The sequence below is a fragment of the Clostridioides sp. ES-S-0048-02 genome (assembly GCF_020658495.1).
GTDB lineage: Bacteria > Bacillota > Clostridia > Peptostreptococcales > Peptostreptococcaceae > Clostridioides.
In genome coordinates this window covers 78,064-103,523 of the sequence record NZ_JACVWH010000010.1, presented here as the reverse complement: position 1 = coordinate 103,523, position 25,460 = coordinate 78,064, and the positions used below count along the sequence as shown (strand labels likewise).

Below are 25,460 nucleotides of genomic sequence, written 5' to 3'. Positions count from 1 at the left end.
AGAATCATGGTAAGTTACACGCAAGAAATATATAGAAAGTTGCTAGATAGTGCTTCATTTCCTGGGAAATTAAATAACATCAATAATATAAATATAGAAAATAATACAAAATTATCAAATGGAGCAATTGGTATAGCAATTACTTTATTAGACCAAGAAGTTACCTTCTATATAGAAAACTGTACTAAAGAAGATATAAAAAATATAAGAGCACTGACAATGTCAAACCAAGTAAATTACAATAAATCAGATTATCTGTTTTTAGATATTAATTCAGAATTAGATATACTACAAATTAAAATAGGTTCTTTTGAATATCCTGATGAAAGTACAACTATAATACACCAAGTAAACGAACTATCAACAGATTATAAAGATAAATTCATAAGACTTTATTTAAGTGGTCCTGGTATAAAATCTAAAAAGAATTTATATATAGATGGAGTTAAACAAGAATTCTTAGAAAGATTACTTATGATAAATAAAGACTATCCGACAGGGGCAGATTTGATTTTAATAGATAACAAAGGAGAACTTGCATTTATACCAAGGTCATCAAAATTAAGTTGGGAGGTATTATAATAATGGCTTATGTGGCAGTTAAAGGTGGAGAAGAAGCTATATTACAGGCTAAAAATATACTTGAATTTTATAGAATAAAAGGAGAAAGCCTACCAATAGATGTAAAACAAATTAAAGAGCAAATGTCTTATGCTGTAGACAAAGTGATTTCTGAAGGAAGTCTATACAATAAGGAATTATCTGCATTAGCTATAAAACAGGCTCAAGGTGATATATTAGAAGCATCTTTCTATATAAGAGCATTAAGGTCAACAATGCCTAGAGTAACTTATTCAGAACCTATAAATACAGAAGAAATGAGAATAGGTAGAAGAATATCAGCTACATTTAAAGATATACCAGGAGGGCAGTATCTTGGAGCAACTAGAGATTATGAAAATAGAATACTAAATGTAGAGTTGCTTAAAGAAGATGAAGAAAAAAACAGAGATTTTAAAGCTAATTATATAAATGACTTAGAAAAAGTGAATGAAATACCTAAATTCACAAAAGTATCTAATATATTTAGAAAAGAGAATTTGTTGGAAGAGGATACTTATGAAGATAAATTAGAAGAAGTAATAGATGATATTACAAGAAATAGCCTAAGATTTCCAGTTTCTAGGTCAGCTAAATTGCAGGCACTTACTAGAGGTGAAAGTGGAGCTGTATCAGGGTTTGCTTATTCTATTGTAAGGGGTTTTGGTGATGAACATCCATATATAAGTGAACTTAGGACAGGAGATGTATATATAAAAATAAAACATCCTATTTATGAAGATGAGCAAATAACAATCGGAGAAATGTTAGTTACTGAGTGTGAAATAGTATCAAAAGCATCACAAAGTAAGTCTGAAAATTCTAAAAATAAATCGGGAGATATAAATAAAATGTCTTTAGGATATGGTCTTTGTATGGGAAATAATGAAAATAAGGCTATATCTATGGCTATACTAGATAAATCTTTGGAACCAAATAGTGAAAAATTAGCCCAAGATGAAGAATTTGTATTACTTCATATAGATGGTATAGATTCATTAGGGTTTATATCTCACTTTAAGCTTCCTCACTATGTAGATTTTAAAGCAGATGTAGAAAGAATAAAATAGGATATGGAGGGAAATTAAGTGATATATAACTATGGTTTTTTAGATGAAAATACAAAAAAAGAAATCCGAAGAAAAATACTAAAAGCAGTTTCAATACCTGGTTATCAAGTACCTTTTGGTTCAAGAGAATTACCTATTGCTAAGGGATGGGGGACTGGAGGACTACAACTAACCCTATCATTGCTTGGTGAAAGTGATGTAGTAAAAGTGATTGACCAAGGAAGTGATGATTCTACAAATGCTTGTAATATAAGAAATTTTATTTCAAGTGTAAGTAATGTAGAAACTACAAAAGATACATTAAAATCTACATTGATTCAAACAAGACATAGAATACCAGAAGAAAAATTAACGTCTAATCAAATACTGATATTTCAAGTGCCAATACCAGAGACACTTAGAATAGTAGAGCCTAGTGAAGTAGAGACAAGAAGAATGCATTCAGAAGAAGATTATAGTAGGATGTGGGTATATCTGTATGAAGATATAGTTAAATTTGATGATATATCAATAGCAGCAGAGTATCCATGTAAAGTAAATGATAGATATTTAATGAATCCATCGCCAATACCAAGATTTGATATAAAGAAATTAAACATGTCAGATAACTTATTTTTATTTGGTGCAGGTAGAGAAAAGAGAATATACGCTATACCTCCATACACAAAGGTAGAACCTTTAGAATTTGATGACTATAAATTTGAAGAGGAAAAATTTGAAGGAAAACATTGTAGTTTATGTAAAAGTTCAAATACATTTCTAGATGAAGTATATGATGGTGATACTAATGAAAAGTACTATAGCTGTTCTGATACAAGTTATTGTGAAAAAGTTAGGTTAAGAAATGATGGCGTAGATGTGGCAATTGGAGGTGCTTGGAATGAGTAGTGCAAAACTAGGAGAAGACAAAAAAATAGAAAATATAGATAAACAAGTGTTAATAGGAAAAAATATTAATCTTATTTATGGAGATGGATGTGAAAATTGTTTTGAGAGTACAGGATATGAAAGTAATAATATATGTAAATATTGTGGTTCTATAGTTGCATGTAATAATGTAAATCTTGAACTTTATGAAGGAGAAGTTCTTGGTATTGTTGGAGAATCTGGTTCAGGAAAAAGTACATTGTTAAAGATTTTGTTTTTTCAAGAGAATGCAAATAGTGGAGAAGTGTACATATCAAATTATGACAAGTGTACAAATATATTAGAACTCTCAGACCAAAAAAAGAGGTACATAAAGAATCATTTTATGGGTATTGTATATCAAAATCCCCATCTTGGTTTAAATTTGAATTTTAGTAGTGGTGGGAATATAGCAGAGAAATTATTAATGGCTAATATATATAATGTTGAGAAAATAAGAGATAGGGCTAAAGAGCTTCTAGTAAAGACTAATATACCTGTAGAAAGAATAGACCACAAACCGAAATATTTTAGTGGGGGAATGCAACAAAGAGTTCAAATAGCAAAAGCACTTTCTAATAATCCTCCAATACTTTTATTAGACGAAGTTACAACAGGACTGGATGTTTCTGTACAAGCTGAGGTATTAGATTTAATAAGGGAAATACAAAGAGAGCTTAAAATCTCTATGATAGTAGTATCTCATGACTTTGATGTTATAAAAATGCTTGCTGATAGGACAATTGTTATGAAAAATGGAAGTGTAATCGAATCTGGTTTAACAGACCAAATAATGGAAGACCCACAGCATCCATATACTCAGCAACTTATAAATTCACTACTATAAATAATATTTGTAAATAAGTAAAATGGGGGTTTTAAATAAAATGGAAGAAATTATACTTGAAGTAAATAATTTTAGCAAAGATTTTGAATTACATGCATTAAATAAAACTATAAAAGCGTGTAGTGAAATAAATTTTACAATTTCCAAAGGTGAATTTTTAGGAATAATAGGAAAATCTGGAGCGGGAAAGTCTACTATATTAAAAAGTATTTATAAAACATATATCCCAACGACTGGAGAAATAATATTTAACTCAGAAATATATGGAAAGATAGATTTATCTACAATTGGTGACAGAGAAATGATAAATCTTAGAAAAAAGGAAATAGGATATGTATCACAGTTTTTAAAAACACTTCCACGAATAACGGCTATTGAGCTAGTAGTACATTCTTTAATTGAGAGTGGATTTGAAAAAGATTGTGCATATGATATGGCAAAAGATATACTAACTCAGTTTGAAATAAAGGAAAACTTGTGGGATGCTTATCCGAATAATTTTTCTGGCGGAGAAAAATTAAGATTAAATCTAGCACAAGCTATGGTCAAAAAACCTAGGCTTTTGTTACTTGATGAACCAACTGCATCACTTGATAATCAATCTAAAATATACGTAAAAGAAAAAATGTTGGAACTTAAAAATCAAGGAACTACAATGATAGGGATATTTCATGATATAGAATTTATGGAGACTGTTATAGATAAAACATTTACTATGACAAAAGGCACTATAAGTGAAAGTGGGGTAGCTTAGATGGTAAAATTAATTCATAATGCAAATATTGTATTGGAAGATAAAATATTAGAAAATGGCCATTTAATTATAGAAGGAGATACAATAAAGAAAGTCTCAAATGATAAGATTGATTATTTAATAGATTTCAACGAGATAGATGAAATAATAGATGCAAAAAACTTATATGTTATACCTGGTATCATAGATATTCATAGTGATGCTATTGAAAAGGAAATAGAGCCAAGACCAAGTACATTATTACCATTTAATATGGCATTTTATGAACTAGATAAAAAACTACCTGCAAATGGAATAACAACAGTTTATCATTCTATATCTTTGGGTGATGGAGTAGGAGTTAGAAGTATTGATAATTCTTTGGAAATGATTGAAAATATCGATTCGTACAAAAATATAAATAGTAAGAATATAAATCATAAAGTTCACTTAAGGTATGAAGTGTTATACCATGAAGGTTTAGAGAAGGTGTCAGAGTTGTTAGAAGAAGATAAAATAGACTATTTATCTATAATGGACCATTCTCCAGGACAAGGTCAGTATACAAATCCAAAGTTCTATAGAGAGTATGCTACTAAGGTATGGGGAGTAACAGAAAATTATGTAGATACATGGTTAGATGACTTAGTAGATTTACATGATAATTTAGATTGGAATAAAATAGCCAGTGTTATAGGAGTGGCAAAAACTAAAAATATAAATGTTGCATCACATGATGATGATACGTTAGAAAAAATGGATTTTATAAAAAATATAGGAGTTAATGTATCTGAATTTCCTATAACTCTTGAAGTTGCAAAATATTCAAAGAAACTGGGTGTTTTAACTTGTTTAGGTGCCCCAAATATTGTAAGAGGGCAATCTCATAATAACAACTTAAAGGCAATGGATGCTATATTGGAAGACTGTTGTGATATTGTTTGTTCAGACTATCTTCCATCAGCAATGATAAAGTCCATGTGCATAGTTGCACAAGAAACTAACAATCTAAATAAAGCAGTTAACCTATTTACTTCAAATCCAGCTAAAGCAGTTGGTATATATGGTGAAAGAGGTAGCATAAAAGAAAATAAAAAAGCGGATTTAGTTTTATTGGATATTGATAGTGAGTATCCAAGAGTTGTAAATACTATTGTAAATGGAAAAACAGTTTATAAAAGGGAGGTATAAAGATTGTTAACAGATTTACATTGTCATACAAGCATATCAGATAATAACTTCACTACAGAAGAAATAATTAAGAGAGCATCAGAAAATAATATAAGTGTTTTAGCAATAACAAATCATGATACATTGTCTGGATTAGATGAAGCTATCATATTGGGAGAAAATTATGGAATAACTATAATACCAGGTATAGAAATATCAGCATACGATTATAAAAACAGAAAAAGAGTTCATATCTTGGGATATAACATAGATTTAAATAGTCAAGAAATAAAAAATTTATGTAATCCAATGGTTTGTGATAGACATAAAGCATCTGTTAAGATGGTAAATAAAATTATAGATTTAGGATATAAAATATCTCTAGAAGATGTAAAGAAATATTCATCAAAGACTGGAATATTTAAACAACATATAATGAAAGCACTTATAGATAAAGGATACACAGATAAAATATATTCAAGTTTATATAAAGAGTTGTTTCATAGAGGAAATGGTAAGGCGTATGTATCTTTAAAATATGTAGATTATAAAGATGCAATAAGAGCTATAAAAAGTTCTGGTGGAATTTGCGTACTAGCTCATCCTGGGCAAATGGACAATTTTAATGCTATTGAAGATATGGTGAATGTTGGATTAGATGGGATAGAAGTGTATCATCCATCTCACAATAAAGACTTAGAAAAAGAGTCACTTTCTTATGCTAAGAAATACAACTTAGTTGTTACAGGAGGCTCAGATTATCATGGGCTTTACTCTCAGCATGAGTGTGACCTAGGAAGTAAAAGCTTAAATAGAGAAGATTTATTTAAGTTTAGGTTAGCCTTAGGAGGGGTTTTATAAATGTCTTTTTTACAAGTTAAAGATGTAAGTAAAAGTTATGGACAAGCTAAAGTGCTAAAAGACATATCTATTGATATTGAAAAAGGAGAGTTTATTTGTTTATTGGGACCAAGTGGATGTGGGAAAAGTACTTTGCTTAGGATAATTGCAGGGCTTGAAGACAAACATGATGGAAAAATAATAATAAATGATAAAGATATGACAAACTCACCACCTGAAAGTAGAAATTTTGGTATAGTTTTTCAGTCATATGCACTATTTCCAAATATGACTGTTTACAAAAACATAGCTTTTGGCTTAGAAAATAAAAATATAAATAAATCTAATATTGATAAGAAAGTTAATGAAGTTTTAGAGGTAGTAGAATTAAGTGGATATGAGAAAAAGTATCCCTCTCAATTATCAGGAGGGCAACAACAGAGAGTTGCACTAGCTCGTGCAATTGCTCTAGAGCCAGATTTTTTACTTCTTGATGAACCATTATCTGCATTGGATGCAAAAGTAAGATTGAAACTTAGGGAACAGATTAGAAGCTTACATAGAAAACTGGGTATTACTACTATAATGGTAACTCACGACCAAGAAGAGGCACTTTGCTTGGCGGATAAAATGGTTGTTATGAATAGTGGAGAAATAATACAGGTTGGGACTCCAAAAGAAGTATATAAAAATCCAGAGACCCCTTTTGTAGCTGATTTTATAGGAACAATAAACTTTATAGATGATGGTATTAATAAGATAGCTATCAGACCAGAAGATATAAAAGTAGAATTTAATAGAGATTCTAAAGACAATGATATCAAAGTTGGAGAGATTTTAGATATTGAATTTAGAGGATTTAACTATAGAATTACAGTTGAGTATTGTTCTAAGAAAATAAAATTAGATATAGTTTCAAAAGTTGCAGAACAAATGAAACTATGTATAGGGTCTAAAATAAATTTTAAAATTCCCAAAGAAGGAATTGTAGAATATAAATCAGAGGGATGTGCTTAATAGCTAGGGGTGAATAAATGATAACAACAAAAAACAAAAGAAGGATAAGTGATAGTACAATACAAAAATGTTTTTTAATTTTTTCGCTAATTATACTAATAGTATTTATATTGTTTCCTTTAGTATCATTATTAAAAAATGCATTTTTAGATACAAGTGGAAACTTCATAGGTATTTCAAATTTTAGTAAATATGCTGAAAATCCAAGTCTTATAGCATCATTTAAAAATTCAATTTTTGTATCTACAGTTTCATCTTTAATATCACTATGTTTAGCATTTATCTATTCATATGCAATAACAAGAACAAATATAAAATTTAAGAATTTTTTTAAAACTATGGGAATGTTTCCCCTTTTTGCACCAACTATGTTATATGGTATTTCACTTATATACCTGTTTGGAAATAAAGGAATATTTACAACAATGGGATTTGAGATACCATTATATGGACCATTAGGAATAATTGTCTCTCAAATACTGTTTACATTTCCACAAGCTTTTTTAATACTATCCGTTGCTCTTTCAATGGCAGATTATAGACTTTATGAAGCAGCAGATAGCTTAGGGGCTAGTGATTTTAAAAAGTTTTTTAAAATTACAATTCCAGGCATAAAGTACTCACTAGTAAGCTCCTTCTTTGTATCCTTTATACTTGCATTTACAGACTTTGGAGCAGCAAAAGTAGTCGGAGGAAACTATAATGTGTTAGCTACAGATATATATAAGCAAGTAGTGGGGCAGTTTAACATACCAATGGGAGCAACTGTTTCTATGGTAATGTTGATTCCTGTACTAATAGCTTTTACATTAGACAAGGTGGCAAGTAAAAAACAAGGAATGACTATAACAGCAAAATCTATGCCTTATAAAATTAAAGAAAACAAATTTAGAGATAGAGTATTTTTAATAGCATGTAGTTTTATAACTTTATTAATCTTCATTTTGATATTTGTTTCAGTTATAGGTTCAGTCATAAAATTATGGCCATATAACCTAAGTTTTACAATGGAACATTATACATTTAAAGGTATTTTAGGAAGCGGATTAAAAACCTATTTAAGCAGTTTAAAAATATCAACATTAACAGCTATATTTGGAACTATATTTGTGTTTTTTAGTGCATACATGATAGAAAAAGTAGATAAGTTTCCACGATTAAGACAAACAGCTTACTTTTTATCTATGATACCAATGGCATTACCAGGTCTAGTGCTAGGAATATCATATATAACTTTTTTTAACTCAGCAAGTAATCCACTAAATTTCCTATATGGTGGTACAGCTATACTTGTCATAGTAAATATAGTACATTTTTACTCTGTTTGCTTTATAACTTCAAATTCGTCACTAAAAATGTTGGATAGAGAGTATGAGTTAGTTGCAAAATCTATAAATATTCCCTTTTATAAAGTGTTTTTCAACATCACAGTACCAATGTCTATAACATCAATACTTGAGATAGTAGTATATTATTTTGTAAATTCAATGGTTACTGTTTCAGCATTAATATTTTTATATACTCCTCAGACTCAGACTGCATCAATATCCATATTGAAGTTAGATGAGATAGGATATATAGGACCATCAGCAGCTATGGCAGTATTAGTGCTTTTAACAAATATAATAGTAAGACTTTGCTATGAATTCGTAACAAAAAAATTAAAAAATAATACACAAAAATGGCAACAAAAAGATGTTGCATAGGGGAGGTAAAGATGAAATTTAAGAAGCTAGTTTCTTTAGGAGTATTATCAACACTTTTATTGAGTGTAATAACAGGATGTAGCACTGCCTCATCAGGTGGAGACTCAAAGTCTGATAGTAAAACAAAAGGTGATTTAACAGTTTACACAGCAATCGAAGAAGACAGTATAGACCCATATTTAGCTACATTTAAAGAAAAATACCCAGATATTAAATTAAATGTTGTTAGAGCATCAACAGGAGATATAACAGCAAGACTATTAGCAGAAAAAGATAATCCTCAAGCAGATATTGTATGGGGGATTGCTGCCACAAGCTTGCTAGTTGCAGATGACCAAGGAATGTTAGAACCATACGCTCCAGAAGGGTCTGATAAGATAGACCCTGCATTTAAAGATGATAAAGAAGTACCTTCATGGGTTGGAATAGATGCTTGGATGACAGGTATAACAGTAAATACTAAAGAATTAAAAGATAAAAATATACCAATTCCTAGTTCTTATGAAGATTTGATAAAGCCAGAATATAAAGGTCTTATATCTATGCCTAATCCATCTTCTTCTGGTACAGGATATTTAACGGTATCAGCGCTTATACAAATTATGGGAGAAGAAAAAGCATGGCAGTATATGGATAAGTTACATGAAAATATTGGTGTATATACTCAATCAGGTTCAGCTCCAGCTACATCAGCAGCTTCAGGAGAGTATCCTATAGGGATATCTTTTGGATACAGAGGCATAAAATTAAAAGAAGAAGGTTATCCAGTAGAAGTAGTGTTTCCAAAAGAAGGTTCTGGATGGGATATAGAAGCAAATGCTCTTGTAAAAAAAGATAATATAAAAGAAGCTTCTAAGGTATTTTTAGATTGGGCAATAAGTAAAGATGCAATGAATGAGTATTCTAAGAACTATGCAGTTACTACAGTTGATACAGGAAATCCAATCCCAGAAGGATTCCCTAAAAAGCCATTAGAACAAATGATAGATAATGATTTAAAATCAGCAGCAAAAAATAGAGAAACTATATTAAATAAATGGATATCAAAATATGATGGAAAGACAGAAAAGGAAAGTTAAATTCATTAATAAAATCCAATAAAAAAGAGCCTAGAATATAAAATTTATATCTAGGCTCTTTTAATGTATATTTGTCCTGAGTTCTACATCTTTTTCTATAAATCATTAATATTAAAAAAGAAAATTGTATGGATGATATAATATTAATACAGGTAATGCTACATGGGACTTATTGTTGCTTATAGGTGATTCAATAGAATATAATAGTGAATATATTTATCTAGTAGGAATAAATTTTTCTTAAACTATAGATTTCTAAATAAAAATAAATAGGTTAGTGCCTTGATTAAATTAAATAAAAACCTTAAAATAAAGAGATGTAAACAAAAACTAAAAACAAATAAAAGGTGAATTTATATGATAAAAGAGATAATAGTAGTAGAGGGAAGAGATGATGTTACAGCTGTTAAGAGAGCAATAGATGCAGAACTTATAACCACAGGTGGATTTGGATTTCCAAAAGGAGTAATGGAGCGTATAAAATCAGCTAATGAAAGACGAGGAGTTATAATATTTACAGACCCAGATTTTGCAGGTGAAAAAATAAGAAAAAAAATAGCATCAGAAGTTCCAGGATGTAAACATGCGTTTTTACCAAGAGAAGAAGCTAAAAAGGATGGAGATATAGGTATAGAAAATGCTACTCCTAAAAGTATAATAGCAGCTTTAAATAAAGTTAGAACTGAAAGTACAGAGAAAAGAGATGAATTTAAACAAGTTGATTTGATTAGAAATGGTCTTATAGGAAATGAAGATGCATCATCTAGGAGAGATGCACTTGGTAAAATACTTGGGATTGGTTATGGAAATGCAAAGCAATTTTTAAATAGATTAAATAATTATGGTGTTGAAAGAGAAGAATTTATAAGTGCATTAAAACAAATTTAAATGTAAGCATGTATGATATGAAAAAAATATATAAAAAATAAATATAAAATTATGGAGTAATTTAAAATAAATTATCTTTAATAAATATTTTGCTTTAAACACATGTAAATAAGTATAATTAATAGGATAAAATCTTAAAATAAGTTAAAAAGGAGTAAACGATGGATAGACTATCTTCACACAGTGCAACGAAAGAAGTAGTACAAAAACATAATTTTAAATTTTCAAAGTCTTTAGGTCAGAATTTTTTAATAGATAGTAATATAATAAATAAAATATTGGATGGAGCTAGAGTTACAGAAGGAGATAACATAATAGAAGTAGGTCCTGGGATAGGTACACTTACTCGTGAAATGGGTAAGGTAGCAGAGAAAGTGGTAGCTATAGAAATTGATAGAAACTTAATTCCTATATTGAAAGATACCTTATCAGATTTAGAGAATATAGAAGTTATAAACCAAGATATATTAAAAGTAGATATACAAGAACTAATAAAAGATAAATTAAATGGTGGACCAGTTAAGCTTGTAGCAAATCTTCCATATTATATAACTACACCAATAGTTATGAAATTTTTAGAAGAGGATATACCTGTAACGGATATAGTAGTTATGGTTCAAAAAGAAGTTGCAGATAGAATGAATGCTGTTCCAAGTACAAAGGATTATGGAGCATTGTCCATAGCTGTTCAGTACTATTGTGAAACAGAAATTGTAGCAAAGGCTCCAAGACATATGTTTATACCACAACCCAATGTAGATTCAACGGTTATAGGTTTACATGTCAGAGCTGAAAAGAAATATGATGTTCATAATGAAGAACTATTTTTCAAGACAGTAAAAGCATCTTTTGGACAAAGAAGGAAGACTTTACTTAATTCATTGGGAGGCCTTGGTTTTCTTAATAAGGACGAAATAAGAGAAATATTAAAAGAAGCTAATATAGATGAAAAAAGACGTGGTGAAACTCTTAGTATAGAAGAGTTTGCAGTTCTTTCAAATATAGTAAATACAAAAGTATCTTCTAAATAGGAGGTACTTTTTTTTATTTTATTAACATATATTGTTTAGAGAAACTGTGTTAAGGGGGGATTGCAGTGGGTTCTAAAAGAAAGTTTAAAAGAGACTATATAATACTAGAAGCTAAAGACATAAACTTTAGATACAAAGAACGAGTACTGCCAAAAGCTTTTGCAAAAGTCGAAGTAAATGATGAAAAATCAATCATTGCATTATATGTAGAAAATCTAAAATATGTTAAAGATGGGTATAAAGCAGTAGCAATAAAAGGTGACCATGGATTAATAGACTTAGGAAATATAATTTTAAATGAACAAGGAAGAGGTGAATTTGTTTTAGATTTAGAGGATTATGATGAAGAAATAAAAGGAATTGCCTTATTGTATGAAAGAAATATTCCTCTAGTTGGGTTTAAGGGAAATAAGATTGAAAATTATGAGGACATATTATTCCAAGATGTAGAAGATGAAGAATTAGCTGAAAGTGAAGAAGAGTATTTAGAAGAAGATATAGAGGTTGAAAGAGAAGAAGAGTACTTAGAAGAAGATGCTGATAATGAAGAAAACAGTGATAGTGACGAAGAATATATTATAGAAGAATATGATGAAGATGAATATGAAGATTATTGGGAAGATGATGAAACTGAAGAGGGAGAATTAAAGATAAGAGCAGATGTAGAAGATTCTAGTGATGATGAAATTGAAGAATTTAATAACTATAAGGAAATAGAAAATTATAACAAGGCTAAAGAAAATGAATTCTATGACGATATAGAATATGAAGATGAATATGATGAGGATGAAGAAGATTTTGAAATAAGACATGAAGAAAAGGTAGTTGCTTCTCAAAAAACTACTAAGTCAAAGAAAACTCAAAAAGAACAAAATAATGTTGAAAAAGTAAAAAGAGCCAATGGAATAAATCAAATAGATAGTGGGAATAAGCAAGCTGGAACATTACTTATGCCTAGACAAATAAAGAAAGGGTTAAAGCTATTTAGAGAAGTTAAGCCTTTTACAGCAGATTATATAGACAATACAAGATGGTGGAAAATAGAGGTAAACCCTACAACATTGTGTGGATATTCAATGCCTTATTTAGGATATTTAAATGTATTGAATTATACAATGTATAGTGATGCAGTTTTACATTCATATAAATATAGACATTACTTATTCGGAGTACAATATGATGAATATAATAAGAGAAAGCATTATATTTATGCTATTCCAGGTAATAGAAATGAACAACCAGATAATGGAAGTACAGGATTTTTGAGATATCAAGCTTGTGACCACAGAACCAATAGTTTAGGCTACTGGTTATGCTTTATAGATTCTAGACAGAGAAGTATAGTTAGATAAAACAATAAGAATGAAAGAATTTAACTTTAACTTTCATTTTAGTAAAGAAACTTAACTAAAATGATATAAAAGTTTAAAAACTATTGATAATATTTAAATATTACACTACAATATATGTTGAAATACCTATTATATTATGGAGGAAGATTATGATAAACGAGCAAAGAATTTTAAATGAGTTCCTTGAATTAATACAGATAGACAGTTTATCTTTAAAAGAGGGGAACGTAGCCAAAGTATTAGTTGAAAAGTTAGAAGAAATAGGTTGTTCAGTTGTAGTAGATAATGCTGGTGAAAAAGCAAATGGAGAAACAGGCAATATAATAGCTACTTTAAAAGGAAATAAAGAAGGAAAGAAAATATTATTTAGTTCACATATGGATACAGTAACTCCAGGAATAGGGGTAAAACCTATAGTGGATGAAGTAAATGGAATAATAAAAAGTGATGGGACTACAATATTAGGATCTGATGATAAAGCAGGTATAGCAGCTATATTAGAGGGATTAAGACAAGTAAAAGAAAATAATATAGAACATACTGATATTCAAGTTGTATTCTCTATATGTGAAGAATGTGGATTAGTTGGAGCTAAAAATTTAGACTATGCAAAAATAGATTCTAAATATGCCTTTGTATTAGATAGTGGTGGTTCTCCAGGAGAGATAATAGTAAAAGCTCCTGCACAAGATGTAATAAATGTTAAGATATTAGGAAAGACAGCTCATGCAGGTCTTGAGCCTGAAGCTGGTATAAGTGCTATAATGGTAGCTGCTAGAGCAATAGATAATATGAATTTACTTAGAATAGATGAAGAAACAACTGCTAACATAGGAATTATAAATGGTGGAACAGCTACAAATATAGTAACAGGAAAAGTTAACATAGTTGCAGAAGCTAGAAGTCTAAAAGAAGATAAATTAGATGTTCAAACTAAACATATGGTAGAAACTTTTGAAAAAGCTGCTAAGGATTTTGGAGCTAAAATTGAAATAGATGTAAATAGAGCATATACTCCAATAGATGTGAATGAAGATTCAGAAATAATACAACTTGCAAAAAAAGCATTTTCAAATTTAGGAATAGAAGGTCATACTGAATCTACAGGAGGAGGTAGCGATACTAATATATTAAGTAAAAATGGTATTGAAGCTATAACTCTAGGAATAGGTATGAAAAATGCGCATACATTAGATGAACATATAGCTATAAAGGATTTATATGATTCTGCCAAAATGGTAATAGAGATAATAAAAGAAGCATAAATTTAAATAATAGTGTATAATATATATATCGCCTAGCTCAAGCTAGGTGATTTTTCATTTTATAGAAGATTGATAATCTCTATTGAAAGTAAAAGATATACATTTGAATATAATAATAAATTTAATTTATGTTTAAGTATATGTTTTTAATAATATTTAGATTTGGTTTGTTAGGAGGAATAACAATGGAAACAAGGTATGAGGAAGCAAATAAAATAACAATACAATCAATAATTTGGAATATAGTCTTAACAATAATTAAGGTGATAGCTGGTATTATTGGTAATTCGAGTGCTATGATTGCAGATGGATTACATTCAGCCTCAGATATTATAAGTTCTATAGGTGTACTGATAGGTAATTATGTATCTTCTAGACCAGGAGATAAGGAACATAATTATGGTCACGAAAAGGCAGAGACATTGGTATCATTCGTATTATCAATATTACTTATATTTGTTTCTATAACAATAGGTATAGGGGCTATTAAATCATTATTTAACTTAGATGCATTGAGTGTTCCATCAATACTTCCGTTAATAGTGTCAGTCATCTCAATTTTGATAAAAGAGTATCAATATAGAATAACAATCAAAGTTGCTAAAAAGATAAATTCACCAGCTTTAAAAGCAGATGCTTGGCATCATAGGTCAGATGCTCTATCTTCAGTGGCTGCATTTATAGGTATAGGAGGTTCTATTTTAGGATTTAAACCATTAGACCCAATTGCGTCAGTTGTAGTGGCAGTATTTGTGGCTAAGGTAGGAATCGATATACTTAGAAGTTCTGTAAATGAATTGATGGATGTTTCAGTTGATGAAGAAGAAAGAAGAGAATTAAAGTTTATTGTAGCAGATACAGAAGGTGTTAAAAATCTAGGAGATATAAAGACTAGAAAGCATGGAGCTATGGCATATGTGGACTTGACTATATGTGTTGATGAAAATCTCACAGTAAAACAGGGGCACGATATTGCTACTAAGTTGGAAAAACATATAATAAAACATATGGAATTTGTAAAAGGGATAACAGTTCATGTTGAACCATGCACTAATTGCCAAGGAAATAAGTGTATAAAATAATTATAGCTTAAAAAAAAGTGTAAAAAGTTATATAATTGTTTTATGACTATAAACTCTAGGGGTGGTTAAATGAGTAAGAAAAGAAAACTAAAGAAAAAAGCTGCAATATTAATAGGAGTAGTTGTTTTCTTTATAATATACTTTATATCCTTTAAAATAGGTCTAAACATGGAAAAGGATAAGAGTGAGGTTCCAAAGAAAGTAGAAACAGAGACAGAAGATAATAGGTCTTTAATGACTCAAATAAAAGAGAAAAAGAAAATTTATGTATCAGATAAAAATGTAGAAAACATAAAAATCGAAGAAGATATGTGGAACGAGATAAAGTTCTTTTTCTCAGAATTTAAGAAGGTAAGAAATACTACTTCTTATGAAGCAATTTATGAAGGGTATTCTGATGATGGAATTAAATTTTCTACAGACCTTAATTTTTTTAGAGTCTATACTGTAAATAAAGAGGAATATTATAAAGTTCCAATTGATTCCAAAAATTCTTTTAAGAAACTTTTAGATGAGAGTATATATACTTCATTTGACCTTTTGAGTCACTATAAAGACTGGAAAGAGGTCACTATAACTTATGGAAAAGAAACTAAGAAGGTTCATAAATGGAAGTTTGATGATTTAGCACATAAGATGATTTCAAAAAGAGTTGTAGGAAAGGTTCAGCCAGAAAAAAGCAAGGAAAGAAGTGATTATAATTTCAGTATAAATATAAAAGGTGAAAATTTTGCTGTGAAAGTAGATACAATGGGCAAGGATTATGTAAAAGTTACTTCTAAAAAAACTGTCTCTTACTACGAGGTTCATACAAGTTTATTTGATTATCTTAAAAATGAAATATTTGAGATTGGAAAGAAATAAAATATTAAGAAGGCTATCAAGCGATTATATCATTTGATAGCCTACATTAATTTTTATATGTTATTTTTAGTTACATACTATTTTTCAACTAATAAGTCTGCAACCTTATATATTGGACCAGCACCAGCAGTTATTACTAAATCATTATCATTAACATTTTCACGTAAATATTTTACTATATCTTCAAATTCTTTTATGTAGATAGCATCTACGTTGTTTTGATATAATTTTTCAACTAAATCTTTAGAGTGTATATCTCCTGGATCATCTTCTCTTGCAGCATATATGTCTGTTATGATAACTTTATCAGCAGCATAGAAAGCTTCTGAAAATTCTCCTAAAAGAGATTTTGTTCTAGTGTAAGTATGTGGCTGGAAGATGCACCATAAAGTTGATTTTTTTAACTTTTTAGCAGCAGCTAAAGTAGCCTTTAATTCAGTTGGATGATGTGCATAATCATCTATTACTAAGGCATTTTTGTAGTATCCTTTAGATTCAAATCGTCTTCCTACACCTTTATATATTTTTAAATTTTTTCTTATAGTCTCTAAATCAATACCAGAAACAAGAGCTGCCATTATAGCAGAAGAAGCATTGTATATATTATGAAGACCATATACAGAAAGCTCAAATTCTCCCAAATCTTTTCCTTGATACTCTATTTTAAATATCCCATGACCACTATTATCAAAATGTATGTCTTTTATTACAGCATCATTGTCAGAATCTCTACCATATTTTATAATAGTAGCTTTGACATCATATAATATGTCATCTACATTTTCATCATCACCATTTATTATGAAATATCCATCTGGAGGTAAAAGTTTACCAAATTTATTAAAAGAAGCTTTGATTTCGTCTATACCTGAGAAATAATCAAGATGGTCTTCCTCAACATTTAAAACTATAGATATCTTAGGATTAAAATTAAGGAAACTATCTACATATTCACATGCTTCAGTTATAAAATGGTTAGAATTACCTATCTTAACATTACCACCTATCATGCTTAAGTTACCACCAACTAGTATAGTTGGGTCTAAGTCTGCATATTCAAAAATTGTAGACAACATAGATGTTGTAGAAGTCTTTCCATGTGTACCAGAAACTGCTATAGAGTTTTTATATTCTCTCATAATCTGGCCTAAAAAAGTAGCTCTGTTCATTATTAATTTATTCTTTTCTCGAGCAGCTATAAGTTCTTCATTATCTGGGTGAACTGCTGCAGTATAAACAACCATATTTACATCATCTGATATATTTTCTTTTTTTTGACCGATATAGATGTTTGCCCCTTGATCCCTAAGTTTGTCTAATAGATATGATTCGTTTGAATCCGAACCTGAAACCTGATAACCCTTATTGATACATATTTCGGCTAATGCACTCATGCTGATACCGCCAATTCCTATAAAGTGTATATTCATAATAAAACCACCTTTCTTTTTAATTAAGTCCTACAATATGAACTATTTTTGTGGTATAATAATATAATGTTCAATATTTTATAATTAATATGCATATAATATTATATGTATTTTATTTTTGAATATAATAAAACATAAGTAATATTATACCACAATACGAATTGTTATGCATTATTTAGTTTAACGTTATATAAAGGTATTTGTAGGAGGAAATAGTAATGAAATTTAAAAGAACAGAGAGAATTGGAGCAATAGTTAAAATACTATCTGATAATCCAAATAAAATATATACATTAAGTTATTTTACAAATCAATTTAATGCAGCAAAATCCACAATAAGTGAAGATTTATTAGTTGTAAAAAATGTATTTGAAAAACTACATTTAGGGAAAGTTATAACTATCTCAGGTGCAGCAGGAGGAGTAAAATATATACCTAAAACTTCTATAGCAGAAAATGCAGAGTTTTTAATGGAATTATGTGAGAAAATATGTGACACATCTAGAATACTATCTGGTGGTTTTTTATACTTAATTGATTTAATTTATGACCCTACAATAGCTGCTAAGATAGGAAAAATATTTGCTTCAAACATTGAATATGTAGATGCAGATTATGTTGTAACAATGGAAACAAAAGGTATACCTATGGCACTTATGACTGCAAAGGCTATGAATTTGCCTTTAGTTATAATAAGGAAAGACATAAAAGTATCAGAAGGTCCTACCCTTAGTATGACATATGTAAGTGGAAATAATTCGAAGGTTGAGAGTATGAGTTTACCAAGAAGGGCTCTTAAACCAGATAGTAAAGTTATAATTATAGATGATTTCATGAGGGGTGGAGGTACTATAAAAGGAATGGTAGACCTTATGAATGAATTTGGAGCAGAGGTTATAGGTACTGGAGTATTTATATCTACAACAAATCCTTCAGAAAAAATGGTAAAAGATTATATATCACTAATTCAGTTAGATGTTACTGGAGATAAAATAGTAGTTGAACCAAATTTAAAAACTTTTAAAGATGAATATAGAAATGAAGAATTAGATGAAGAAAATGATTCAGAATTTGAATTTGAAATAGATGAAGATTAATAAAAAAAATATTTAGAAAAATATGTAAAAATAAAAAGAGGATATCCCTAGTTGTCCATAGAATTACTTAAAAAACAGTTTATATTAATTTATTCCAACAATAATAATTTTAATATAAATTAATTTCTGTCAAAATCAAAGGGGGATATATTGGTATGAAGATAACTGACGTAAGAGTAAGAAAATTAACAGAAGAAGGCAAGATGAAATGTATAGTTTCAATAACTTTTGATAATTTGTTTGTAGTGCATGATATAAAAGTTATAGAAGGCCACAATGGGTTATTTATAGCAATGCCTAGCAGAAAAGTAGGCGAAGGAAATTTCAGAGACATAGCTCATCCAATAAATGCAGAAATGAGACAAGTTTTAGAAGATGCAGTTTTACAAGCGTATCATGAAGCATTAGTTCAATGGGAAGTAGCTGCTGAATAACAATAAATATAAAATGGAGAGAGCCCGAACATTTAGGCTCTTTTTAAATGTAGAATTTGCATTAAAATATGTACTTTTTAGTAAAAAAGTGCTATATTATTAGTGATAATGTATATGTTGTATACAAATTGTTAAATAAATGTATTATAATGTATATTGATTGAGATAATAATACGAATAAAATTAAATTAGATTGAATGGAGTGTATCAATGAACTTTAAAGCTATAATCCTTGCCGCTGGCAAAGGAACAAGAATGAAGTCTAAATACCCAAAAGTTATACATAAAGTATGCGGAAAAGAAATGGTCAACCATATTATAGATGTTTCAAAAAAATCAGGTGTAAAGGATACTGTTGTAATTTTGGGGCATGAAGCGGATGTAGTAAAAGAAAAACTTGCAGAAGAAACTATGATAGCTATGCAAACAGAACAGCTTGGAACAGGACATGCTGTAAAAATGGCTAAAGAATATATAAATGATGACGATATAATAGTTGTACTTTGTGGAGATACTCCACTTATAAAGGAAGAAACATTAAAGAAATTATTTGATTTCCATATAGAAAATAAATATCATGCCACAGTTCTTACAACAAAAGTTGGAAATCCAACAGGTTATGGTAGAATAATAAGAGATAAGAAGGGTGACCTTCTTAAAATAGTGGAACAAAAAGATGCAAATTCAGAAGAAAAAATGATAAGTGAGATAAATTCTGGGATATACTGTTTTAATGGAAAGAGTCTTAGAGAAGCATTAGATTTGTTAAATAATAACAATGCACAAGGTGAATATTATTTAACTGATACTGCTAAAATAATGAGAGACAAGGGCTTAAAAGTTGGTGCATTTGCAGGTTCAACTATTGAAGAACTTATGGGTGTTAACTCAAGAGTGGAATTATCAAAGGCAGAAGAAATTATGAGAAGAAGAATAAATGAATCTCATATGGTAAATGGAGTGACTATAATAAACACTAACTCTACCTACATAGAATCTGATGTTGAGATAGGTAATGATACTATAATATATCCAGGGGTTATGTTACAAGGAAAAACAAAGATAGGTTCAGATTGTATAATTGGAATGAACTCATCTATAACAAACTCAGAAATAGGAAATGGGACAGAAATAAAAAATTCAACGATACTTGATAGTAAAGTTGGAGATAATACTACTGTTGGACCATATGCATATTTAAGACCGAAAACTAACTTAGGAAACAATGTAAAAATAGGTGATTTTGTAGAGGTAAAAAATGCTGTTATAGAAGATGGTTCAAAAGCATCTCATCTTTCTTATATAGGAGATGCGCATGTTGGAAAAAATGTAAATATTGGATGTGGAGTAGTATTTGTAAACTATGATGGGAAAAATAAATTTAAGTCAATAGTTAAAGATGATGCGTTTATAGGTTCAAATTCTAATTTAGTTGCACCAGTAGTTGTAGAAGAAAAAGGATATATAGCAACAGGTTCAACAATAACACATGATGTCCCAGATGGAGCTTTAGCAATAGCAAGACAAAGACAAGTTGTTAAAGAAGGATGGGTAGAAAAGAAGAATCAAAAAGATAATCAAGGTAAGTAGTTATTTAGTTTATTATTTTGGCTAATAAAATTAGCTCGAAATTATTATAAATTATATTCATTAGGATTTTAAAATTTTCAGGAGGGTTACATAAATGAATACTAGCGGAAGCGAGATTAAAATTATTGCAGGTAATTCATCGAAAGAGTTAGCACAAAAAATAGCTGACTATATAGGTGTATCAGTGCTAGACTGTGAAGTAGGTACATTTAGTGATGGTGAAATATGTGTAAACATGAATGAGACAGTAAGAGGTTGTGATGTGTTTGTAGTACAATCTACTAATAGTCCAGTAAATGATAACTTAATGGAGTTATTAATCTTAATTGATGCATTAAAGAGAGCATCAGCAGGAAGAATAACAGCAGTTATTCCTTACTATGGATATGCAAGACAAGATAGAAAAGCTAAGGCAAGAGATCCAATCACTGCTAAATTAGTTGCAAACTTAATAACTGCTGCTGGAGCAGACAGAGTATTAACAATGGATTTACATGCAGCTCAAATACAAGGATACTTTGATATACCACTAGACCACTTATTAGGTGGAACAATATTAGCAGATTACTTCAATGAAAAGAAAATAGAAGATTTAGTAGTAGTATCTCCAGATTTAGGAAGTGTTACTAGATCAAGAAAGTTTGCTAATACTTTAAATGGAGAAGTTCCAATAGCGATAATAGATAAGAGAAGACCAAAAGCTAATGTATGTGAAGTTATGAACTTAATAGGTGATGTTAAAGGTAAAAATGTTATACTATTAGATGATATGATAGATACAGCTGGAACAATCGTTAATGCTGCAAATGCACTTAAAGAGTTTGGAGCAAAAGATGTTTATGCTTGTTGTACTCATGGTGTATTATCAGGACCAGCTATTGAAAGAATTTCTAATTCAGAAATAAGTGAGTTAATAGTTCTTGATACTATACAACTTCCTGAAGAAAAAAGAATAGATAAGATAAAAATAAAAACAGTAGCTCCTTTATTTGGAGATGCTATAAGAATGATATTCTCTAATGAATCAGTAAGTAAATTATTTTAATTAATTAGATTTATAAGAGTTGCTTAAAGTAAGTTTTTAAGCAACTCTTTTTTAATATCTAATTTATGTATTAGTATAATTTATTGGAGTTGTATGTGTGTATATAAAAGTAAATGTTTCTTGTAAAACATGTGGATAAGTAATTAAAAACTAAATTTAATAAAAAATATAAAATTATGAATATTACGAATATAAAAAATATTTGGAAAAAGTATTGGAAAAATTTGAATTATGTAGTATTATGTAAATATAAATTAAAGAAAGAGGTGTTTCCAATGGGAAGGATTGAAGATGAACCCCTAATAATTAATTGATTCAGCCACAATCTAAAGTAAATATAAAAATCTATTGAAAGTTTATTTATAAGAATTGAAAATAGTATCTATTCTATATCTTTAGTGTTTGTGAGAGGGTTCTGGATTATATAAAGTTACTGTAAAGAAAGTAATTTTGTACGATAAGCATATATATAGATGAAGAGTTTCATTTATATAGTGATTGTGGCTGAATCATAACTGCAAGAATATAGAATGTTTATATATAGATGTTTTTAATAAAATACTATATTGTAATAGCTTTTAGCTTTCAAATAAATATTAGCAAAGGATGGAAATGACAATGATAAAACTAAATGATAATTTATAAATATCTCCTTACGATATATGATAATTGTAGGGAGATGTTTCTTTTTTTGTATAGTATAATTACTTTCGGAAATTATGTTTGAATATGTTAAAGTTTGGTATATATAAATAATATAAACTGTATTGCTAAAATGTGGTAACTATTATATAATATAAGTGGATATGTATCTCTATTATGAGTTATATATCATTCTAAATTTAATAAAATAGAAACGTTGATGTATGTTCTGTGATGTGGGCACCTTGGAACATATTGAGTTAGTGATGCAACCGGCTATGAAATTGTATTTATGATACTTTTATTTTCATAGTTTTTTTTGTTCAAAAAAATGGTTATATGCTAGAAATAAATCTGGTTAGTACGTGTAAATAATTTTACTTAGATTTTTAACCAGATATATTATAATTAAGTATTAATTAAAAAAATTGAGGGGGAATAAAAATGAAGTTAAGAAAGAATAAAAAAGGTTTCACTTTAGTGGAATTATTGGTAGTAATTGCAATTATAGGTATATTAGCAGTAGTGGCAGTCCCAGCTTTATTTAGTAATATAAACAAGGCTAAGGTAGCAAGTGTTGAGTCTGATTATAGTTCAGTTAAAAGTGCAGCATTGTCTTATTATGCAGATACTAATACATTACCTACAGATATAAAAACGCACTTAAAATCATACTTGGAATCTGATATAGAAAATTCTGATATTGGTGGAACTTATGATTTAGTTAAAGTTAGTAATAATAAAAAATTAGCATTATTGATAGATGGCGCAACAATAACAAAAGAACAAGCGAACAAACTAGTATCTGATATAGGGGAAGATAAGGTTTATACAGATGAAAATCTTTCTAGTAAGTTAACTAGTGCTTTAGATAAAGGTGATATATACATCATTCTTATAGATAATTTAGAGGATAATGGTAGTAGTGGTAATTAATAGTAAATAATATATTTATTATTTGATTATATTTAAGTTTAATTATAAATTTAATGAAAAAGGCAGGAAGAAAATCTTCCTGTCTTTTATACTATTTTCTTTAATGTCCAATCACAAATGATGATATAATTGAGATAGTAAAGGAGTGAAATCTGTGGCTAAAAAAGTTAGAATAGGAGACAAACTGGTCGAAAAAGGATACATAACAGAAGACCAGCTTAAATGGGCATTATCAGAGCAAAAAAACAGTGGAAAAAGACTAGGAGAATTTCTAGTACAAGAAGGTCTTATAGATAGTAACTTATTAATAAGTGTATTAAAAGAACTTTTAGATATAGAAAGTGTATTTTTAGAAGGAACAGAAATAGACACATTAGCTACAAAGATGGTTCCAGAAAATATATGCAAAAGATATGCTGTATTTCCATTCAAAATCGATGGAAATAAAATATGTCTAGCCATGTCAGACCCACAAGACAGAGAAGCAGTTCAAGATGTAAGACGTATGTCAGGTAAAGATGTCGAAATATTTATATCAAGTGCAGAAGATATAAACAAAGCAATAGGTCATGCTTATGCACATTCAGAAATAAATAAAGCAATGACTGAATACAACAAAAACAAGACTGGTGGAATTAGAGAAACAGTAATCCTTGAAGAGGATGTAAATGCTGCTCCAATAGTAAGACTAGTAAATAATATACTAGAAAATGCTGTTAGAATGGAGGCCAGTGATATACATATAGAACAAAGCGAAAATTACATGCGTGTTAGATTTAGAATAGATGGAATGTTAAGAGAATATATGAGAATGAACTCTGCTCCATACAAAGCGGTAATAAGTCGTATAAAAATAATGTCAGATATAAATATATCTGAAAAGCGGATTCCACAAGATGGTAGAATATATTTAAAAGTAGATAATAAACCTATAGATTTTAGGGTTTCTACAATGCCTACTAATAGGGATGAAAAAATAGCAATGAGAGTACTTGATAAGAGTAATTTTATGGTAAGTAAAGAAGTACTAGGAATAGATGAACATGGCTCTAAGATATATGATGAGTTAATAAATACCCCTTATGGGCTTATATTGGTAGTTGGACCTACTGGAAGTGGAAAAACTACTACATTATATTCAATGCTAAATCAATTGAATACGGAAAATAGAAATTTATTAACGATAGAAGACCCTATAGAGTATGAACTACCTGGTGTAAATCAATCTCAAATAAATGAGAAGGCAGGACTTACTTTTGCCAGTGGGCTTAGAGCCTTTATGCGTCAAGACCCAGATATAATAATGGTTGGAGAGATAAGAGATACAGAAACTGCTGAAATAGCAATTAGAGCTTCTCTTACAGGACATTTAGTTTTAAGTACATTACATGCAAATACAGCAGTCGGAGCGATTTCACGTCTTTTAGATATGGATGTGGAAAGTTTTTTGATAACTTCATCTCTTTTAGGGGTAATATCTCAAAGGCTGACACGAAAAATATGTGAACATTGCAGAATTTCATATGAGGCAGACACTGGAGAAAAAAAGGCTCTTGGAATTGATGTAAACGAATCAGTGACTATCTATAAAGGACAGGGATGTGAAAGATGTAATAATACTGGATATAAGGGACGTCTAGGTATATTTGAAATGCTTGAAATTACACCAGAAATAAAAGAGCTAATAGATTCATCTGCAAATCAAAGAGAAATTTTAAAGTTAGCTAAAAAACAAGGTATGGTTAGTCTAAAAGAGGATATAGTTAAAAAGGTTTTAGGTGGAAAGACAACAGTAGAAGAAATGATTAGAATAATTTTGATGACTGATTAAAGGAT

General features: G+C 29.2%; 23 protein-coding genes and 1 riboswitch. Of the genes, 22 read left to right on the top strand and 1 reads right to left on the bottom strand.

The features are described 5' to 3' along the window. The first annotated feature begins 6 nt into the window (after positions 1 to 6). The 16 genes from phnH (at position 7) to IC173_RS13780 (ending at position 16,450) form a co-directional block, all read left to right on the top strand. On the top strand, positions 7 to 582 hold the full coding sequence (gene phnH, locus IC173_RS13855; RefSeq protein WP_227483612.1) for a phosphonate C-P lyase system protein PhnH: 576 nt from the start codon (positions 7 to 9) through the stop codon (positions 580 to 582). A gap of 2 nt (positions 583 to 584) precedes the next feature. Next, a complete protein-coding gene (locus IC173_RS13850; protein ID WP_227436363.1) occupies positions 585 to 1,670 on the top strand; it encodes a carbon-phosphorus lyase complex subunit PhnI in 1,086 nt (361 codons plus the stop codon). An 18-nt stretch (positions 1,671 to 1,688) separates the two neighbouring features. Next, complete coding sequence (locus tag IC173_RS13845; RefSeq protein WP_227825269.1) at positions 1,689 to 2,558, top strand: alpha-D-ribose 1-methylphosphonate 5-phosphate C-P-lyase PhnJ; 870 nt, start codon at positions 1,689 to 1,691, stop codon at positions 2,556 to 2,558. Then, entirely contained in the window at positions 2,551 to 3,423 is an 873-nt protein-coding gene (locus tag IC173_RS13840; protein WP_227855722.1) for an ATP-binding cassette domain-containing protein, read from the top strand. Before IC173_RS13845 ends, IC173_RS13840 begins: the two co-directional genes overlap by 8 nt. Before the next feature lie 40 nt (positions 3,424 to 3,463). Beyond that, positions 3,464 to 4,177 (top strand): phosphonate C-P lyase system protein PhnL, encoded by a 714-nt coding sequence (locus tag IC173_RS13835; RefSeq protein WP_227436358.1) that lies wholly within the window; start codon positions 3,464 to 3,466, stop codon positions 4,175 to 4,177. Beyond that, complete coding sequence (locus tag IC173_RS13830; RefSeq protein WP_227483608.1) at positions 4,178 to 5,347, top strand: alpha-D-ribose 1-methylphosphonate 5-triphosphate diphosphatase; 1,170 nt, start codon at positions 4,178 to 4,180, stop codon at positions 5,345 to 5,347. Positions 5,348 to 5,350: 3 nt separating this feature from the next. Continuing rightward, entirely contained in the window at positions 5,351 to 6,187 is an 837-nt protein-coding gene (locus IC173_RS13825) for a PHP domain-containing protein (protein WP_227436354.1), read from the top strand. Next, positions 6,188 to 7,183 carry an ABC transporter ATP-binding protein gene (locus tag IC173_RS13820; RefSeq protein ID WP_227436351.1) on the top strand — a complete coding sequence of 332 codons (996 nt, stop codon included), beginning with the start codon at positions 6,188 to 6,190 and terminating at the stop codon, positions 7,181 to 7,183. It abuts the gene before it with no gap. A gap of 17 nt (positions 7,184 to 7,200) precedes the next feature. Continuing rightward, on the top strand, positions 7,201 to 8,889 hold the full coding sequence (locus IC173_RS13815; RefSeq protein ID WP_227436349.1) for a putative 2-aminoethylphosphonate ABC transporter permease subunit: 1,689 nt from the start codon (positions 7,201 to 7,203) through the stop codon (positions 8,887 to 8,889). An 11-nt stretch (positions 8,890 to 8,900) separates the two neighbouring features. Then, a complete protein-coding gene (locus IC173_RS13810; protein ID WP_227483606.1) occupies positions 8,901 to 9,968 on the top strand; it encodes a putative 2-aminoethylphosphonate ABC transporter substrate-binding protein in 1,068 nt (355 codons plus the stop codon). A 357-nt stretch (positions 9,969 to 10,325) separates the two neighbouring features. After that, complete coding sequence (gene rnmV / locus IC173_RS13805; protein ID WP_227436345.1) at positions 10,326 to 10,856, top strand: ribonuclease M5; 531 nt, start codon at positions 10,326 to 10,328, stop codon at positions 10,854 to 10,856. A 161-nt stretch (positions 10,857 to 11,017) separates the two neighbouring features. Next, a complete protein-coding gene (rsmA, locus tag IC173_RS13800; protein WP_227855721.1) occupies positions 11,018 to 11,887 on the top strand; it encodes a 16S rRNA (adenine(1518)-N(6)/adenine(1519)-N(6))-dimethyltransferase RsmA in 870 nt (289 codons plus the stop codon). A gap of 65 nt (positions 11,888 to 11,952) precedes the next feature. Beyond that, on the top strand, positions 11,953 to 13,239 hold the full coding sequence (locus IC173_RS13795) for a hypothetical protein (protein WP_227436342.1): 1,287 nt from the start codon (positions 11,953 to 11,955) through the stop codon (positions 13,237 to 13,239). A 149-nt stretch (positions 13,240 to 13,388) separates the two neighbouring features. Next, entirely contained in the window at positions 13,389 to 14,504 is a 1,116-nt protein-coding gene (locus tag IC173_RS13790) for a M20/M25/M40 family metallo-hydrolase (RefSeq protein WP_227855720.1), read from the top strand. Between the two features lie 185 nt (positions 14,505 to 14,689). After that, positions 14,690 to 15,586 (top strand): cation diffusion facilitator family transporter, encoded by an 897-nt coding sequence (locus IC173_RS13785; RefSeq protein WP_227436337.1) that lies wholly within the window; start codon positions 14,690 to 14,692, stop codon positions 15,584 to 15,586. Positions 15,587 to 15,655: 69 nt separating this feature from the next. After that, on the top strand, positions 15,656 to 16,450 hold the full coding sequence (locus IC173_RS13780; RefSeq protein WP_227436335.1) for a hypothetical protein: 795 nt from the start codon (positions 15,656 to 15,658) through the stop codon (positions 16,448 to 16,450). Positions 16,451 to 16,527: 77 nt separating this feature from the next. Here IC173_RS13780 and murC read toward each other — a convergent pair whose 3' ends face one another. Further along, a complete protein-coding gene (gene murC, locus IC173_RS13775) occupies positions 16,528 to 17,880 on the bottom strand; it encodes a UDP-N-acetylmuramate--L-alanine ligase (RefSeq protein ID WP_227436333.1) in 1,353 nt (450 codons plus the stop codon). 218 nt (positions 17,881 to 18,098) lie between these two features. Between murC and purR the strand changes: the two genes are divergently transcribed. From purR to IC173_RS13745, 6 genes are all read left to right on the top strand, one after another. After that, the gene (gene purR, locus IC173_RS13770) at positions 18,099 to 18,977 is read left to right on the top strand and encodes a pur operon repressor (RefSeq protein WP_227436331.1); all 879 of its coding nucleotides are present in this window, start codon (positions 18,099 to 18,101) and stop codon (positions 18,975 to 18,977) included. Positions 18,978 to 19,132: 155 nt separating this feature from the next. Continuing rightward, positions 19,133 to 19,411: a septation regulator SpoVG gene (gene spoVG / locus IC173_RS13765; protein ID WP_003421453.1), complete on the top strand. Its 279-nt coding sequence runs from the start codon at positions 19,133 to 19,135 to the stop codon at positions 19,409 to 19,411. A gap of 210 nt (positions 19,412 to 19,621) precedes the next feature. Continuing rightward, positions 19,622 to 21,001 (top strand): bifunctional UDP-N-acetylglucosamine diphosphorylase/glucosamine-1-phosphate N-acetyltransferase GlmU, encoded by a 1,380-nt coding sequence (glmU, locus tag IC173_RS13760; RefSeq protein WP_227436330.1) that lies wholly within the window; start codon positions 19,622 to 19,624, stop codon positions 20,999 to 21,001. A 94-nt stretch (positions 21,002 to 21,095) separates the two neighbouring features. After that, positions 21,096 to 22,046, top strand: coding sequence for a ribose-phosphate diphosphokinase (locus IC173_RS13755; protein WP_054271950.1), 951 nt, complete (start codon positions 21,096 to 21,098; stop codon positions 22,044 to 22,046). A gap of 843 nt (positions 22,047 to 22,889) precedes the next feature. Beyond that, positions 22,890 to 22,975, top strand: a riboswitch (cyclic di-GMP riboswitch). 157 nt (positions 22,976 to 23,132) lie between these two features. After that, positions 23,133 to 23,624, top strand: a complete 492-nt coding sequence (locus IC173_RS13750) for a type II secretion system protein (protein ID WP_227831530.1) — start codon at positions 23,133 to 23,135, stop codon at positions 23,622 to 23,624. Positions 23,625 to 23,778: 154 nt separating this feature from the next. Next, positions 23,779 to 25,455 carry a GspE/PulE family protein gene (locus IC173_RS13745; RefSeq protein ID WP_227825273.1) on the top strand — a complete coding sequence of 559 codons (1,677 nt, stop codon included), beginning with the start codon at positions 23,779 to 23,781 and terminating at the stop codon, positions 25,453 to 25,455. Positions 25,456 to 25,460 lie beyond the last annotated feature (5 nt).